Here is a 15,118-nt window from a genome sequence, read left to right as displayed (position 1 = left end):
GAGAGGTCCGTAGCTGGTCCGGCTGCCGCCACTGCCGTCCTGACCGCGCGGGTCACGCCCTGCGTCGCGAGCCGACCGGCACGGGGACCGCGCCCCGCCCGGCCAGGGTGGTCCGGCGGGCCAGCCGCCACACCGCCACCCCCGCGACGGTGAGGGCGACGACACCGAGCAGCGCGACCGGCGCGGAGAGGCCGGCGCTCACCAGCAGCAGCACCACGTCCCCGAGCGCGACGAGCATCCACAGTGCCAGCCGGGGGCCGGTGTCCTTGTGTCGGTAACCCATGTCGTTCCTCCTTCCGTCGTCGCGGGTCTCAATACCCCCGAGGACGGAAGGCCATGCGAGTCAGTTTCGCAACGGCGGGATTGCCGGGTCAGTTCTTGCGGTCGGGCTTGAAGCCCCTGGTGATGATCTCCCAGTTGGGGAGGTTGGCCTGCCAGGCGTCCGCCGGGACCTCCCAGCGCAGGGCGAAGCCGCGGTTGCTGGCGGTGGCCACGCCCCGGTTGCGCACGTGGAAGCGGGTGCCTCCGTTGCGCGTCTCCAACCAGTCCCAGTCGGCACACGTGCGGTAGTAGCCGTCGCAGCGGGTGATCCCGACCAGCTTGTAGTTGTCGACGTAGTTCCGGCGGCTCGACTCCTGCGCCTGCCAGTCGGCGTACGCGTCCTTCTTCGGCGTGGAGGTCCACTGGATGAACAGCACCCGCCGCGCCCCGCCCGTCTCATAGAGCACGACGTTGTCGGAGCGGACCCGGGCCTGCCAGCCGTCGGGGATCGGCACCTGGAAGCCGTTCGGGCCCTTGTAGTAGTGCCAGCCGGCGGGCAGGGTGCCGGCGGACGCCGAGGGCGTCACCGACGGGGTCGGGCTGGGCGACGCACTGGTCGGCGCGGCCGAGGAGGGCGCGCCGCTGGTGCCCGGTGCGGGCGGGACCGGCGCCGCCGAGGTGGCGGCGGCCTTCTGCCCACCCTTCCCGCCGTCGTCACCGCTGTTGAGCAGTGGCACAGCCACCGCAAGGCCGACCAGCAGCACCAGCACCAGCGCGCCGATCAGCAGGTTGCGCCGACTGCGCTCCGGCTTCGTGCCCGGGATCACCGCGGCCCGGCCCGTCGACGGCGCCGGGCTGACCGGCTCGACCAGCACGGAGGTCGGATTCTTCGGCGGCGCCGGCGGCTCCACCACGGGTTCGCCGTCCAGCCGCGTCTCGTCGAGCGCCGGATCGGGACCGTCCACCCGGGTCTCGTCCACGGCCGGCGCGGCGTCGAGCCTGGTGGTCGGCTCGGCGACCGGCGGAGCGACCTTGGCGGTGGGCGCGGCGTCCGAGCCGGCCGGCACCTTCGCGGTGGCGGCGGCCGCCGCCGCACCGGCGACGGCGGCCGCGGACGTACCGCCGTCGGGATTGCGCGGCGCCGGGCTCACCGGCCGCTCGGCCTGGCCGTCGGCCGGGCGCGGGGCCGGCACCAGCGGCGGGCGCGGCCCGCGCGGACCGTTCGGCCCCGGCCGGCGTACGCCGTCCAGCAGCGAGATGCCCTTGGCCCGCCGCCCCACCGCCTTGCGCAGCATGCGCTCCGCGATCTCGGCGGTGATCCGCTCCTCCGGGTCCTTGCGCAGCAGGCCCTGGAGCACGGGCTTCAACGGCCCGGCGTTCTTCGGCGGCGGCAGCGGCTCGGTGGCGAGCGCGGCCAGGGTGGCGATCGCCGACGGCCGCGCGTACGGCGACTTGCCCTCCACGGCCGCATAGAGCGTGGCGCCCAGCGACCAGAGGTCGGCCTCCGGCCCCGCCGTGCCGTCCTTGGCCCGCTCCGGCGCGATGTACGCGGGCGACCCGAGCACCATGCCGGTGCGGGTGACGTTGGGGTCACCCGGGATGGTGGCCAGGCCGAAGTCGGTGAGCACCACGCGCCCGTCGTTGCCGAGCAGCACGTTGCCGGGCTTCACGTCGCGGTGCATGATGCCGGCCTTGTGCGCGGCCTTCAACGCGCCCAGCACGCCCAGACCGATCTCCACGGCCTTCGCGGACGTGACGGGGCCGTCCTCGGCGATCGTGTCCTGCAGGGACTTCGACGGCACGTATTCCATGACGATCCACGGATCGCCGTCGGTGCGCAGCACGTCGAAGATGCGGACCACGTTGACGTTGTTGAGCCGGGCGATGGCCCGGGCCTCCCGCAACGAGCGTTCCCGCATCTCGCGGCGCTCCTCCGGGGTGAGGCTGGGCGGCGGAACGAGTTCCTTGATCGCCACGTCGCGGTGCAGCACCTCGTCGCGCGCCTTCCACACCCGACCCATGCCGCCCTGGCCGAGCGGCGAGATGAGCCGGTACCGGTCGGCAACGAGTTGGGGAAGCGCGTCAGACATCCCGGAAACCGTACCCGGCAGCACCGACGGCTACACCGGCGGCACGCCACTGTGCGGTGAAGGTCAAGTTCTGGACGCGTACCCTGTCGTCATGTCTGCCGAAGAGCCGCTGTTCCGGATCGTCCGCGGCGTGCCCACCGCCGAGGAACTGGCCGCCCTGGTCGGCGCGATCGTGGTGCGGACCCGGCCGGCCGCGGCCACCGCGCCGGCCGCCGTGTCGCAGTGGGCGCGCAGCGCCCGTCCGGCCGGCGCGGCGCCCGCCGCCGGCCCCGGCGCGTGGCGCGCCTCCGGCCTCCCCCGCTGACCCATCCCCGGTACGCACCCCCGCATCAGGACTGCCGGGATCCGCGCCGAGCCATTAACCTCACTCAGGGAAACCGTGCGGTGACGGGCAGGGAGGGTCGATGATCCCGGAGGACAACCAGCCGGCCGGCTGGCTGCGTGACTACGGCGGCATCGAGGCCGACATCCGACGGATGCGGGAGTTCGCCGACCGGCTCCAGGACGAGGTCACCCGCAACTACGCCCCCCACCTGTCGTACATCGCCGACGACATGAAGGCCCCGGTCCCCAACCCGGCCGAGGCGTTCATCGAGCTGGTCCAGTTCCTCCAGGCCCACCACGAGACCCAGAAGGCCACCGTCACCACGGTCTGGGACCTGGCCCCGGCCACCGGCCGGCTGGCCGGGGCCGCCGGCCACATCGCCACCGCCTACGGCGACTCCGACGCCTTCTCCTCGGCCCGGGTCACCGACGTGGAACGGGCGCTGGCCACGCCGTCCGCGGCGACCGCCCGCCCGGTGCCGCCGCTGACCGATCCCACGGCACCCGAGCAGGGGCGGGTGGTCCTGCCGTGATCGAACGGGGCAGCGGCCGCACCTCCGGGCTCACCGACTGGCACCTCATGGACGTGTCCAGCATGTGGGCCTGCCTCCAGGACCAGGACACCACCGGCCAGTGGAAGCAGGTCGCCGGCTGGCGCAAGGTCTGCGACCTCGCCCTGGCCCACGTGAGCCGGCTACGCGAATACCGGCGCGGGCTCGCCGAGGCGTGGCCGCCGGAGACCAACGCCGCCGCCCGCGCGTACCTCGGCGAACTCGACCAGCTCATCGACCAGGTCCAGCGCACCCACGACGCCGCCGCCGCGAACTACGACGCACTCGCCGCCGCCACCCGCGCCATCGGCAGCACCCGCGCCGACCTCAAGCCCCTCTTCGACGAGTACGCGGAGAAGGTGCGGCAGAAGCAGGCGTACGAGACGGTGCTCGCCGACCCGAAGGCGGTGGCGGGAAGCCGGCTGCCGGAGAAGCCGCCGGTGACGGACGCGGAGCTTGAAGAGTTGAACGTGCGGGCGCGCGGGTTGATGACGGGGCTGAGCGGCGAACTCCAACAAGCCCAAGTCATGCTCCGCCAACCCCCACCGAGAAAGTGGCCGGGCCGCGATGAGGGTACCGTCGGGGCCAACGATCAGCCAGTGACGCCCGTTATCCCACCTATCGTTCCTGTGCCATTACCTTCGCAGGGCTCCAGCACTCGCGTCGATCGGCAGGCAAGGGCGGGGTCAGTGGCGTCTGCTCCCACGGCATCGGGCGTGGGGCCAATTCTCGGCGGGGCAGGGGCGGGGCTTGCACCGCCGGCCGTTAGCGCCAGCGCCCAAACGCCCCAGCTGCAGCCGATGCCCCAGCCGAGTACCCCGACGCCACCTCCGATCACCGGATTCCCAAGTTCCTCAAGCCGTTCAGTACCTCCTGGCCGCCTCGGAGAGCCATGGAGGCCGGCCGGGCCCTCACCAACGGGTGACATTCCGCATCCGAATCCACCGAGGACTCCTCCCCTGGGGGGAATGATCGGTGGTGCGCCCGGGATGGGAATGGGCCAGTCGGGTTCGTCAGCCCCGACGCGTCGGGTCAACCCGATCGGTGGCGTAATTGGGGGTGGCGGAGCGGGCACGGCACCGACCGGCGCGGCTGGGTCAAGGCCCGGCGCTGGGAGGATCTCGCAGGGTAACGGGCCTCATGGCACCTCCCCAATTGGCGGCGGACCAAGCCCTGGCCCAGTCGGCTCGCAAGGATGGCCACCTCGGGGAACCCGGACGAACCAAAATGAGCAGGATCAGCGAGCGTGGAATCCGGACCATCCGTGGGAAGTTGATGAAGGCGTCCCGCCCGTCGTTCACCCGCCCGAGGACAAGGGTCCCACTGACCCGGGACCAGCAATCGGGCTTGATAGGTGAGACGAGCATTGCTTTTTGCCGCTCTGAAGATTGGAATCGCAGGAGCAACGCTTTGCGCGTCGCCTGCACTCGCCATCGTGGTGCCACCCTCCCTTAGATCTGACCCAATTCGAAGCGCTGAATGGCACCTGAGCTACCTCAAGGCGGATCAGGCGCAGACGTACTCAAAGGGTGCAGGCGTGATCGTGGCACTACCTGATACTGGCATTTCTCTGCACCCCGACTTGCGGAACAACGTGCTTCCAGGCCTAGATACGACCGACGAAGATGACGGCGACGGCCGACATGATGTCGATGGTCACGGGACTGGCATGGCAGGCCTCATTGCCGCCCATGGAAGACCTTCCAGTAGAGGCGTCCTCGGCATCGCCCCAGAGGCGAAACTGCTTCCGATCAGGGGCAAAGAAAAGAGCGAAGGCGGCGACACTAAAGATCTCGCAGCTGGCATAGACTTCGCTGTCAGTCACGGCGCTGACGTAATTAGTATCTCCGCCGCAGCAGGGGCGGATGTAGAACTTCAGCAGGCGATCCGAACTGCGCTCCAGGCGGACGTAGTGATTGTTGCGGCAGCCGGCAATACGACCGCATCTTCTACTGTCGAGTATCCCGCTAGCGACACTGACGTCATCGCAGTAGGTGGTATCGACAGAAACGGTGACCACGCGGCGATATCCGTCAGCGGCCCGGAGATCGACGTCGTGGCGCCGGCGGTGGACATCTACAGCACTGGGATCAACGGCGGTTATCGCGTCGGCACTGGCACCTCCGATGCCACCGCGATCGTGGCAGGTGCCGCTGCGCTGATCCGATCCAGATACCCCAACCTCCCCGCGCAGGAGGTCGCTCACCGCCTTACTGCCACCGCGATCGACAAGGGCCCACCCGGCCGCGACGACGAGTACGGCTACGGCGTCATCGACCTGGTCGCCGCCCTCACCGCCGACGTCCCGCCACTCGGGTTCGAAACGCCGTCCGTCACCGCGCCTCCCGCAGCCGGGAACGGGAACGGGAACGGGAACGGGAACGATGACAACTCCACCGCGCGCGGCCTGGTGACGCTGGGCGTGCTGCTGGCAGCGGGCGGCCTTTATCTGGCCTGGCGCCGGCGTCGACGTGGCGACGACCCGCCGCCGCGGATCAGCCGGTAGCGTCGGTGGGATGTCGACCTCCGTGCCGCTGCGCCTCGTGCTCGCCTCGCAGAGTCCCGCCCGCCGCAAGCTGCTCCAGGCCGCCGGGATCGAACCCGACGTGCTGGTCAGCGGTGTCGACGAGTCGCAGGTGGTCAGCGACCGCGCCGAGGAGCTGAGCCTGGAGCTGGCCCGGCTGAAGGCGCAGGCGGTGCTGGGCCGGCTGCGTCCCAACCCGGACGAGCGGACGCTGGTGCTCGGTTGCGACTCGGTGCTGGCGTTCGACGGGGAGATTCTCGGCAAGCCGGCGGACGCGGCGGACGCCACCCGGCGCTGGGAGCGGATGCGCGGGCGCAGCGGTGTGCTGCACACCGGTCACTGCCTGCTCGACGTGGTGCACGAGTCGCGCGCCGAGGCGGTCGCCTCGACCACTGTGCACTTCGCCGACATCAGCGACGCGGAGATCGCCGCGTACGTGGCGACGGGTGAGCCGCTGGCGGTGGCCGGGGCGTTCACCATCGACGGGCTGGGCGGGGCGTTCCTGACCGGCATCGAGGGCGACCCGGGCACGGTGGTGGGGCTCTCCCTGCCTCTGCTGCGTGGTCTCCTCGCCGAATTGGAGCTGAACATCACCGACCTGTGGACGAAGGTCGCGCCGGGGGGCCAGGAAATCGAACATCTCGGCTAACGTCCGATCATGAGCACGAAGCCGTTGCCGCTGACCCCGGAACTGCACGCGTACCTCGTGGCGCACGGATCCGCCCCCGACGAGATCGTCCGGGAGCTGGCCGAGGAGACCCGCGCCGCCCTTCCCGCCCAGGCGGACATGCAGGTCGCGCCGGAGCAGGCGGCGTTCCTGACCTTCCTGACCCGGCTGCTCGGTGTCCGGCAGGCGGTGGAGGTGGGCACGTTCACCGGGCTCTCCTCGCTGGCCATCGCCCGGGGCCTCGCCGAGGGTGGCCGCCTGACCTGCTTCGACATCTCCGAGGAGTACACCGGCGTGGCCCGGCGGTACTGGACCCGCGCGGGCGTGCAGGACCGGATCGAGCTGCGCATCGGCCCGGCCCGGGACACGCTCCGGGAGTTGCCGCAGGAGCGCTACCTGGACTTCGCGTTCATCGACGCCGACAAGGTCGGCTACCCGGTCTACTGGGACGAGCTGGTGCCCCGGATGCGTCCGGGCGCGGTGATCGCCGTGGACAACACGCTGCGCGGCGGGCGGGTGCTCGCCCCGCAGAACGCCGACGACCGGGCGATCGCCGCCTTCAACGACGAGATCCTCGCCGACGTCCGCGTCGAGGTTGTCATGCTGCCCATCGCCGACGGCGTGACCCTGGCCCGCGTGCTTTGAACCACTACGCCGAGGTGGCGGTATCCGCACCCACCGGACACCGCCACTACGCCGAGGTGGCGATATCCGCACCCACCGGGCACCGCCACCTCGCCGAGCCGGAGTCGATCGAGCTGGCGAGCGGTCGCCGGTTACGCGGCGGCGGAGACCGGGGTGCGGTCGTCGGTGGGTGAGGGCAGGCGCAGGGCGCGGCCGAGGCGCACGGTGAGCAGCATGGCCGCGGCGATGAAGCCGGGCAGGAGCAGGAAGGCCAGGTGCGGGCCGACGCCGTCGGCCACCCAGCCGAGCGCGACGGGCGCGATCCCGAAGCCCACCCCCATCGAGTACGACGCCCAGCCGGCCGCCTTGTCCGCGGCCGGCCCGGCGGCGGCGAGGGCGATGGAGATCGCCAGGGGGTAGTGCAGGGCGTTGCCCAGCCCGAGCACGACCAGGCCGGTGACGGCCAGCCAGTCCACCGGGGCGGACCAGAACAGCGCGAACCCGGTCAGGGAGACGGTCAGCGCGGCGAGGAGCAGCGGCACGGGCGGCCAGCGCAGCGCGAGCCGGCCGCCGGCCAGCCGGCCGGCGAACATGCCGCAGACGATCGCCGCGACGGCGGCCGACGCCCCGCCGGCGGTGAGGCCGGCATGGGTACGGAGCACGTCCGCGGTCCAGAGCGACAGGCAGACCTCGATCGACCCGGTGACCGACATCAGCACCCAGGCGATCCAGTAAGCCCGCGGCAGCCGCCCCGGAACCGCGCGGCCGACAGGGTCGACGCCTGCCCTCGCCGCCGCCTCCATCGCTGCCGGACGAGGGGGATCTTGGACAATTTCCGTTCGAGGCGATCGGTAAGTGTCCAAGATCGGAGACGACGCAGGGGGCGGGGAGGTGGGCGGGTCGGCGGCAGCCGCGACAGCGGGGGCAGCCTTCGGGATGCGTACCCGGAGGGTCACGGCGGCGAGGGCGACCAGGGTGATCAGCCCGACCTCGGCGGCCATCGCCGGCCGCCAGCCGAGGCCGGCGTCCACGGTCGCGCCGATGACCAGCGGCGCGAGGATCCCCATGCCGGCGCAGGCGGCGTTGGCCTCGGTGAGCGCGGCGGGTGCGGCGGGCCCGTGGTGGGCGGTGAGCACCACGCTGACCCCGCTGATCACCACCATGCCGAAGGTGGCGATCACCGCGACGGCCGCGATGGTGGCGGGCAGCGGGTGGAGCAGGCTCAGCGCGATGACGCCGGCGGCCACGCCGGCGAGCCCGAGCCAGATGGCCGGGCCACGGCCGAGGCGGCGGGCGGCGGGTGCGAAGAGCGCGCCGCCGGCCAGCGCGCCGACCGCGATGCCGGTGCTGTGCAGGCCGGCGACGGCGGCGCTGGTGCCCTGTTCGTCGCGGAGCAGCGGGACGACGGGACCGAACCCGTAGAGGAAGAAGCCCCAGAGTCCCAGCTGGGCGTAGGTCAGCCAGGTCGTCCGGTCACGGGTGAGGCGGGGCACCGGCCTTACGCTACTTGCGCACGGCCGGCACCCCGCCCTGGATGAGAGGCAGCTCTCGTCGGGTCAGCGGACGCTGCGCGCGAACTGCCGGGCGGCCCAGACCACCCCGGCGACGGCGAGCACCGCGACGATCGTCAGGCCCTGCCAGACCTTGTCGTTGCTCAGGTCACCGGCGAAGAGCGCGCGGACGCCGTCGACCGACCAGGAGAACGGGTTCCACTTGGCGACGCCCTGGAGCCAGCCGGGGGCGAAGGTCAGCGGCAGCAGGATGCCGGAGAGCAGCAGCACCGGCTGGGCCACGGTGTTCATGAGCGGGGCCAGCGCGTCCTCGCTCTTGACCTTGAGCGCGACGCCGTAGGAGACGGCCGAGGTCATGAGCGCGATGAGGGCCAGCATCAGGTACGCGAGCAGCAGGTACCCGATGAAGACGCGCAGGTCGAACAGGAGCGCCAGCAGGGTGATGATGACCGCCTGCGCGATCAGCGAGACCACGTCCCGCAGCGAGCGGCCGAGGAGCAGGGCGAGCCGGCTGACCGGGGTGACCCGGGACCGCTCGATGACCCCGGCGCGCAGCTCGGCGATGAGGCCGAAGCCCTGGAACAGGCCGCCGAAGATGGCCAGCAGCACGAGCAGGCCGGGCACGAAGATCTTGTACGCGGCGGCCTGGGTCGGCGCGTTGAGCGCGGGCTTGAGCAGCGGGGCGAACAGCAGCAGGTACATCACCGGCTGGAAGACGCCGACGAAGACCCACACGGGGTTGCGCAGCAGCAGTTGGATCTGGCGCTGGAAGATCAGCCAGGTGTCGCGGGCGAGTTTCATGACAGTGCTCCCGATGCTCAGGACTCGCGCAGCGAGCGGCCGGTCTTGGTGAGGAAGACGTCGTCGAGGCTGGGGCGGTGCAGCTCGATCGAGCGCAGCTCCAGCCCCGCGTGGTCGAGGCGGCGCAGCACCTGCGGGATGGCGGTGGCGCCCTCGTCGACGTAGAGGCGCAGGCCGCCCTCGTCGGCGGTCTCCAGCTTGCTGACGTACGCCTCGGTGTCGAGCAGTTCGGCGGCCTGCGGGGTGGTGGCGGCGTCGAGGCCGACCAGCACCACCTCGCCGGAGATCTCGCGCTTCAACTCGGCCGGGGTGCCCTCCGCGACCACCTCGCCGTGATCCATGATCGCGATCCGGTCGCACAGCGCGTCGGCCTCGTCGAGGTAGTGCGTGGTGATGAAGACCGTCATGCCCTCGGCGCGCAGCCGGCGGATCTCGTCCCACATGTGCGCCCGGCTCTGCGGGTCGAGGCCGGTGGTGGGCTCGTCCAGGAAGACGATCTTCGGCTCGTGGATGATGCCGAGCGCGATCTCGACCCGCCGGCGCTGCCCGCCGGAGTAGGTCTTGCACTTGCGGTCGGCGTACTCGCTGAGCTGGAAGGCGTCCAGGGCCCGGGTGGCGCGGCGGTGCGCGTCGACCTTGCCGATGCCGTAGAGCCGGGCGTGCAGCACCAGCTCCTCGCGGGCGGTGGACTCGTCCCAGGTGCTGCCGCCCTGGGCCACGTAGCCGATGCGCCGGCGCACCTCGGCCGGGTCCTTGCGCAGGTCGGCGCCGGCGATGGTGGCCTCGCCGCCGTCGGGCTCGATGAGGGTGGCGAGCATCCGCAGGGTGGTGGTCTTGCCGGCGCCGTTGGGGCCGAGGAAGCCGAAGATCTCCCCCTCGGCCACCTCGAGGTTGACGCCACGGACCGCGTCCACGGTCTTCGTCTCGCGACCCGCGCGGGAGCGGAACGACTTCCGCAGCCCCCTGGTCTCGATCATGTCTGCTCCTGGTCCTCCGGGCCGGACGCGACCGGCCGCCGATGGTCCGCGAGGAGGACGCACGGCTCCCCCACGGCTCGCGCAGAGACTAACGCGATATAACTCTTGTGGTCAACGTTGATTATTCCGCGTTGGGAGCACCGGCCGTCCAGCCCGACCATCCCTCGGCCTGCTCCAGCCCAGCAGGCAGGTACGACACTCCGGACTCGATCCGCTCGGCGATCCGCTCGCACCAGCCCATCTCCGCCTCGGCCCGGGCCAGCCAGAGCTCGAACATCCAGCCGACGTGCACCGGTTTGCGGTTGCGCACCCAGTCCGAGTCCAGCGAGGCGCGCATCGACTCGACGCCCGCGCGGATGAGGTTCGCCCGGTTCCGCAGCGCCGCCGCCGCCTCGTCGCGCGGCATCGCCGGCAGGAACGAGAAGGCCGCCACGAACGGGTCCGGCGGCTCGTTGAGCTGCCACCACTGCGCCCGCAGCAGGGTCTCGAACTCCTCGTCCCCCTTCGGCGTCACCTCGTAGGTGGTGCGGGCGGGGCGGGCGCCGACCTGCTCGACGGAGACCGTCCGGAGCAGGCCCTCGTCGGTGAGCTTGCGCAGGGCGTGATAGATCGAACCGGGCTGCACGTTGGCCCACTTGTCCGCGCTCCAGCTCAGCAGCTCACGGCGTACGTCGTAGCCGTGCACCGGCTGCATCCACCGCACCAGGCCCAGAATCATCATCCGCGTTGCCGACACCGGACAAGCGTAATAGCCAAATTTGACTACAGTGCGGCATCCCACACTGAGCGATCGTTAGGGCCGAATCCCCGGCCGATACACTCCCGGCAACGACCTCGGGAGGAGCCACCAAGGTGCGCAAGGTACTCATCGCCAACCGCGGCGAGATCGCCGTCCGCGTCATCCGCGCCTGCCGCGACGCCGGCCTGGCGAGCGTCGCCGTCTACGCGGACTCCGACCGGGACGCCCTGCACGCCACCCTCGCTGACGAGGCGTACGCCCTGGGCGGCGACACCGCGGCCGACAGCTACCTGCGGATCGACAAGCTGATCGACGTGGCCGCCAAGGCCGGCGCCGACGCGGTGCACCCCGGCTACGGCTTCCTCTCCGAGAACGCCGACTTCGCCCAGGCCGTCCTCGACGCCGGGCTGACCTGGATCGGCCCCACCCCGCAGGCGATCCGCGACCTCGGTGACAAGGTGACCGCCCGGCACATCGCCCAGCGGGCCGGCGCGCCGCTGGTCCCCGGCACCCCGGACCCGGTCGGCAACGCCGACGAGGTGATGGCCTTCGCCGTCGACCACGGCCTGCCGGTGGCCATCAAGGCGGCCTTCGGCGGCGGCGGGCGCGGCCTCAAGGTGGCCCGCACCATGGAGGAGATCCCGCACCTGTTCGAGTCGGCCACCCGCGAGGCGGTCGCCGCGTTCGGCCGGGGCGAGTGCTTCGTCGAGCGCTACCTGGACCAGCCCCGCCACGTCGAGGCGCAGGTCCTGGCCGACCAGCACGGCAACGTGATCGTGGTGGGCACCCGGGACTGCTCGCTCCAGCGCCGGCACCAGAAGCTGGTCGAGGAGGCCCCCGCGCCGTTCCTCACCGAGGCCCAGCGCCGGCAGATCCACGACAGCGCCAAGGCGATCTGCCGGGAGGCCGGCTACCACGGCGCCGGCACCGTCGAATACCTGGTCGGCGTGGACGGCACCATCTCCTTCCTGGAGGTCAACACCCGGCTCCAGGTCGAGCACCCGGTGACCGAGGAGACCGCCGGCATCGACCTGGTCCGCGAGCAGTTCCGCATCGCCGACGGCGAGAAGCTGCGGTTCACCGAGGACCCGACGCCGCGCGGGCACGCGATCGAGTTCCGGATCAACGGCGAGGACCCGGGCCGCAACTTCCTGCCCGCCCCGGGCACCATCACGGCGCTGCGGCTGCCCACCGGCCCGGGCGTCCGGGTGGACACCGGCATCTCGGCCGGCGACGTGATCGGCGGGAACTTCGACTCGCTGCTCGCCAAGGTGATCATCGTCGGCGAGACCCGCACCGAGGCGCTGGAGCGGGCCCGCCGCGCGCTGGACGAGATGGTCGTCGAGGGCATGGCCACGGCGCTGCCCTTCCACCGCCTGGTGGTCCGCGACGAGGCGTTCACGGCCGAGCCGTTCACCGTGCACACCCGGTGGATCGAGACGGAGTGGAACAACACGGTCCCGGCCTTCACCGCTCCCGCCGGCGCCGTCGAGGGCCCGGCCGAGCGCGAGACCGTCGTGGTCGAGGTGGGCGGCAAGCGGCTGGAGGTCACCCTCCCGGCCGGCCTCGGCGCGGGTACGGCGACCGCCGCGCCCGCCGCGAAGAAGCCGGCCCGCCGGGGCGGCGGCGCCAAGGCCGGCGCGGCGGCCAGCGGCGACGCGCTCGCCTCGCCCATGCAGGGCACCATCGTCAAGATCGCCGTGGCGGACGGGGACACCGTCGCCGAGGGCGACCTCGTGGTGGTCCTGGAGGCCATGAAGATGGAGCAGCCCCTGCACGCCCACAAGGCCGGCACGGTCAGCGGCCTGTCCGCCGAGGTCGGCGCGGTGATCACGGCGGGCGCGGCCATCTGCACCATCTCCTGACGTCCGCGGCGGTCCCGCCGGCCGGGGTGGTTTGGGCCACCAGCGGCGGCGGGACCGACCGCGAGCAGGAATGATGGCCGGGTGCGGTTCCTTCATGGCGCGGTTCCCGCGCACGACCTGACCTACAACGACGTCTTCATGGCGCCCAACCGTTCGGAGGTGGGCTCCCGGCTCGACGTCGACCTGGCTGCGGCCGACGGCACCGGCACCACCATCCCGCTGGTGGTGTCGAACATGACCGCGGTGGCCGGCCGGCGGATGGCCGAGACGGTCGCCCGGCGCGGGGCCATCGCGGTGATCCCGCAGGACATCCCCATCGAGGTGGTGGCGAACGTCGTCGCCTGGGTCAAGCGGCGGCACCTGGTGCACGACACCGCGATCACGCTCGGCCCGACGGACACCGTCGGCGACGCCATCCACCTGCTGCCGAAGCGGTCGCACGGCGCGGTGATCGTGGTCGACGAGGAAGGCCGCCCGCTCGGCGTGGTCACCGAGGCGGACACGGTCGGGGTGGACCGCTTCGCCCAGCTCCGGCACGTGATGTCGACCGAGCTGCACACCGTGCCGGCGGACGCGGACCCGCGTACCGGCTTCGACCGGCTCTCGGCGGGCCGGCGGCGGCTCGCCCCCGTGGTGGACGCCGAGGGGCGCCTGGTCGGGGTGCTGACCCGGTCGGGCGCGCTGCGGGCCACGCTCTACAAGCCGGCCGTCGACGACCGGGGCCGGCTGCGTGTGGCCGCCGCGGTGGGCATCAACGGCGACGTGACCGGCAAGGCGGCGGCGCTGCTGGAGGCCGGGGTGGACACCCTCGTGGTGGACACCGCGCACGGGCACCAGGAGCGCATGATCCAGGCGCTGCGGGCGGTCCGCAAGCTCGACCCCGGTGTGCCGGTGGCGGCGGGCAACGTGGTCACCGCGGACGGCGTACGCGACCTGGTCGAGGCGGGCGCCGACATCATCAAGGTCGGCGTCGGGCCGGGCGCCATGTGCACCACCCGGATGATGACCGGCGTGGGCCGCCCGCAGTTCTCCGCGGTGCTCGACTGCGCCGCGGCGGCCCGCTCGCTCGGCCGGCACGTGTGGGCCGACGGCGGCGTACGCCACCCGCGGGACGTGGCGCTGGCGCTCGCGGCGGGCGCCTCGAACGTGATGATCGGCTCCTGGTTCGCCGGCACCTACGAGTCCCCCGGCGACCTCTACACCGACGCGGACGGCCGGCGTTACAAGGAGAGCTTCGGCATGGCCTCGGCCCGCGCGGTGAGCGCGCGGACCGCCGAGGACAGCGCGTTCGACCGGGCCCGGAAGGCGATCTTCGAGGAGGGCATCTCCTCGGCCCGGATGTACCTGGACCCGACCCGGCCGGGCGTCGAGGACCTGATCGACGAGATCATCTCGGGGGTGCGCAGCGCGTTCACCTACGCGGGCGCGCGCAACCTGGAGGAGTTCCACGAGCGGGCGCTGGTCGGCGTGCAGAGCACCGCCGGCTACACCGAGGGCATGCCGCTGCCGACGAGCTGGTGACCCGGCGGCCGGGGCTCTCCCCACAGCGGGCGGGGGCCCCGGCCGTCAGGGGAAGAGCCGGCTGATGACGGTACGCGCGGCGGCCTCCGGGTCGGGGCCGACCCGCGGCGGCAGGGCGCCGGAGAGCCAGAGCGTGGCGAAGCCGTGCACGATCGACCAGGCCGCCAGGGCGTCGACGTCCGGGCCCCGCCCGGTGCGCCGGGCCACGCCGGTGCGCAGCAGCTCGCCGGCCCTGGTCCGGGCGGCCACCACCTCGGGGTCGTCGGCCCGGTAGAGGTCGGGTCGGAACATCACCTCGAAGTGCGCCCGGTGCCGGACCGCGAACCCCACGTACGCCACCCCGGTGTCGACCAGGTCGTCGCCGGCGTCGCGCAGCGCCTCGGCCAGCAGCTCGAAGCCCTGGGCGGCGAGCGCGGTGAGCAGCCCGGCCTTGTCGCCGAAGTGGTGGGCGGGTGCGGCGTGCGAGACGCCGGCCCGGCGGGCCAGGTCGCGGAGGCTCAGCGCGGCCGGGCCGGACTCGGCCATCACCTCCACCGCCGCGTCGAGCAGGGCGCGGCGCAGGTCGCCGTGGTGGTACGCGCGGGACTGGCTCATGCGCGCCACTCTAACTTGCCATTGACAAGATGGCTTCCCGCGACGCAATCTTGTCGTCGACAAGTTCCT

General features: G+C 72.2%; 15 protein-coding genes. 7 read left to right on the top strand and 8 right to left on the bottom strand.

Going from position 1 to position 15,118, the window contains the following annotated elements; translation table 11 throughout:
- Window positions 1-52: 52 nt before the first annotated feature.
- Complete coding sequence (locus ABZ452_RS10165; protein WP_357940931.1) at window positions 53-283, bottom strand: hypothetical protein; 231 nt, start codon at window positions 281-283, stop codon at window positions 53-55.
- An 88-nt stretch (window positions 284-371) separates the two neighbouring features.
- Window positions 372-2,351, bottom strand: a complete 1,980-nt coding sequence (locus ABZ452_RS10160; protein ID WP_357940929.1) for a protein kinase — start codon at window positions 2,349-2,351, stop codon at window positions 372-374.
- A 91-nt stretch (window positions 2,352-2,442) separates the two neighbouring features.
- Here ABZ452_RS10160 and ABZ452_RS10155 point away from each other — a divergent pair, with 91 nt between their 5' ends.
- Window positions 2,443-2,655, top strand: coding sequence for an acyl-CoA carboxylase epsilon subunit (locus ABZ452_RS10155; protein ID WP_357940927.1), 213 nt, complete (start codon window positions 2,443-2,445; stop codon window positions 2,653-2,655).
- 100 nt (window positions 2,656-2,755) lie between these two features.
- Window positions 2,756-3,208, top strand: a complete 453-nt coding sequence (locus ABZ452_RS10150) for a hypothetical protein (protein ID WP_357940925.1) — start codon at window positions 2,756-2,758, stop codon at window positions 3,206-3,208.
- A 161-nt stretch (window positions 3,209-3,369) separates the two neighbouring features.
- Here the strand turns inward: ABZ452_RS10150 and ABZ452_RS10145 are convergent, their stop codons facing one another.
- Entirely contained in the window at window positions 3,370-3,744 is a 375-nt protein-coding gene (locus tag ABZ452_RS10145) for a hypothetical protein (RefSeq protein ID WP_357940923.1), read from the bottom strand.
- 917 nt (window positions 3,745-4,661) lie between these two features.
- On the opposite strand from ABZ452_RS10145, the gene mycP reads away from it, so the two are divergent.
- The 3 genes from mycP to ABZ452_RS10130 are packed head-to-tail and all read left to right on the top strand — an operon-like array spanning window position 4,662 to window position 7,062.
- Window positions 4,662-5,732 (top strand): type VII secretion-associated serine protease mycosin, encoded by a 1,071-nt coding sequence (gene mycP, locus ABZ452_RS10140; RefSeq protein ID WP_357940921.1) that lies wholly within the window; start codon window positions 4,662-4,664, stop codon window positions 5,730-5,732.
- Window positions 5,733-5,742: 10 nt separating this feature from the next.
- A complete protein-coding gene (locus ABZ452_RS10135; protein ID WP_357940919.1) occupies window positions 5,743-6,399 on the top strand; it encodes a Maf family protein in 657 nt (218 codons plus the stop codon).
- 9 nt (window positions 6,400-6,408) lie between these two features.
- Window positions 6,409-7,062, top strand: a complete 654-nt coding sequence (locus ABZ452_RS10130; protein WP_357940917.1) for an O-methyltransferase — start codon at window positions 6,409-6,411, stop codon at window positions 7,060-7,062.
- Between the two features lie 131 nt (window positions 7,063-7,193).
- Here the strand turns inward: ABZ452_RS10130 and ABZ452_RS10125 are convergent, their stop codons facing one another.
- The 4 genes from ABZ452_RS10125 to ABZ452_RS10110 all read right to left on the bottom strand — a co-directional run bounded on the left by ABZ452_RS10125 (window position 7,194) and on the right by ABZ452_RS10110 (window position 11,051).
- On the bottom strand, window positions 7,194-8,534 hold the full coding sequence (locus ABZ452_RS10125; RefSeq protein WP_357940915.1) for an MFS transporter: 1,341 nt from the start codon (window positions 8,532-8,534) through the stop codon (window positions 7,194-7,196).
- A gap of 63 nt (window positions 8,535-8,597) precedes the next feature.
- Window positions 8,598-9,353: an ABC transporter permease gene (locus ABZ452_RS10120; RefSeq protein WP_355338996.1), complete on the bottom strand. Its 756-nt coding sequence runs from the start codon at window positions 9,351-9,353 to the stop codon at window positions 8,598-8,600.
- 17 nt (window positions 9,354-9,370) lie between these two features.
- Complete coding sequence (locus tag ABZ452_RS10115; protein ID WP_357940912.1) at window positions 9,371-10,330, bottom strand: ATP-binding cassette domain-containing protein; 960 nt, start codon at window positions 10,328-10,330, stop codon at window positions 9,371-9,373.
- 121 nt (window positions 10,331-10,451) lie between these two features.
- Window positions 10,452-11,051 carry a PadR family transcriptional regulator gene (locus tag ABZ452_RS10110; RefSeq protein ID WP_357941078.1) on the bottom strand — a complete coding sequence of 200 codons (600 nt, stop codon included), beginning with the start codon at window positions 11,049-11,051 and terminating at the stop codon, window positions 10,452-10,454.
- Window positions 11,052-11,182: 131 nt separating this feature from the next.
- Between ABZ452_RS10110 and ABZ452_RS10105 the strand changes: the two genes are divergently transcribed.
- Together ABZ452_RS10105 and ABZ452_RS10100 are read left to right on the top strand one after the other, a co-directional pair.
- Complete coding sequence (locus tag ABZ452_RS10105; RefSeq protein ID WP_357940910.1) at window positions 11,183-12,934, top strand: biotin carboxylase N-terminal domain-containing protein; 1,752 nt, start codon at window positions 11,183-11,185, stop codon at window positions 12,932-12,934.
- An 81-nt stretch (window positions 12,935-13,015) separates the two neighbouring features.
- Window positions 13,016-14,455: a GuaB1 family IMP dehydrogenase-related protein gene (locus ABZ452_RS10100; protein ID WP_357940908.1), complete on the top strand. Its 1,440-nt coding sequence runs from the start codon at window positions 13,016-13,018 to the stop codon at window positions 14,453-14,455.
- A 45-nt stretch (window positions 14,456-14,500) separates the two neighbouring features.
- Here ABZ452_RS10100 and ABZ452_RS10095 read toward each other — a convergent pair whose 3' ends face one another.
- Window positions 14,501-15,049, bottom strand: a complete 549-nt coding sequence (locus ABZ452_RS10095) for a TetR/AcrR family transcriptional regulator (protein ID WP_357940906.1) — start codon at window positions 15,047-15,049, stop codon at window positions 14,501-14,503.
- Between the last annotated feature and the right edge of the window lie 69 nt (window positions 15,050-15,118).

The sequence above is a fragment of the Micromonospora sp. NPDC005707 genome, assembly GCF_040631005.1.
Classification (GTDB): domain Bacteria; phylum Actinomycetota; class Actinomycetes; order Mycobacteriales; family Micromonosporaceae; genus Micromonospora.
This window is presented reverse-complemented; position numbering and strand designations above follow the sequence as displayed.

Excerpts from the sequence above, each read along its gene's own strand:
- ABZ452_RS10095 (WP_357940906.1), bottom strand. The coding sequence starts at position 15,049 with ATGAGCCAGTCCCGCGCGTACCACCACGGCGACCTGCGCCGCGCCCTG.
- ABZ452_RS10120 (WP_355338996.1), bottom strand. The coding sequence starts at position 9,353 with ATGAAACTCGCCCGCGACACCTGGCTGATCTTCCAGCGCCAGATCCAA.
- ABZ452_RS10155 (WP_357940927.1), top strand. The coding sequence starts at position 2,443 with ATGTCTGCCGAAGAGCCGCTGTTCCGGATCGTCCGCGGCGTGCCCACC.
- ABZ452_RS10150 (WP_357940925.1), top strand. The coding sequence starts at position 2,756 with ATGATCCCGGAGGACAACCAGCCGGCCGGCTGGCTGCGTGACTACGGC.
- ABZ452_RS10130 (WP_357940917.1), top strand. The coding sequence starts at position 6,409 with ATGAGCACGAAGCCGTTGCCGCTGACCCCGGAACTGCACGCGTACCTC.
- ABZ452_RS10135 (WP_357940919.1), top strand. The coding sequence starts at position 5,743 with ATGTCGACCTCCGTGCCGCTGCGCCTCGTGCTCGCCTCGCAGAGTCCC.
- ABZ452_RS10110 (WP_357941078.1), bottom strand. The coding sequence starts at position 11,051 with ATGATGATTCTGGGCCTGGTGCGGTGGATGCAGCCGGTGCACGGCTAC.
- ABZ452_RS10115 (WP_357940912.1), bottom strand. The coding sequence starts at position 10,330 with ATGATCGAGACCAGGGGGCTGCGGAAGTCGTTCCGCTCCCGCGCGGGT.
- ABZ452_RS10160 (WP_357940929.1), bottom strand. The coding sequence starts at position 2,351 with ATGTCTGACGCGCTTCCCCAACTCGTTGCCGACCGGTACCGGCTCATC.
- ABZ452_RS10165 (WP_357940931.1), bottom strand. The coding sequence starts at position 283 with ATGGGTTACCGACACAAGGACACCGGCCCCCGGCTGGCACTGTGGATG.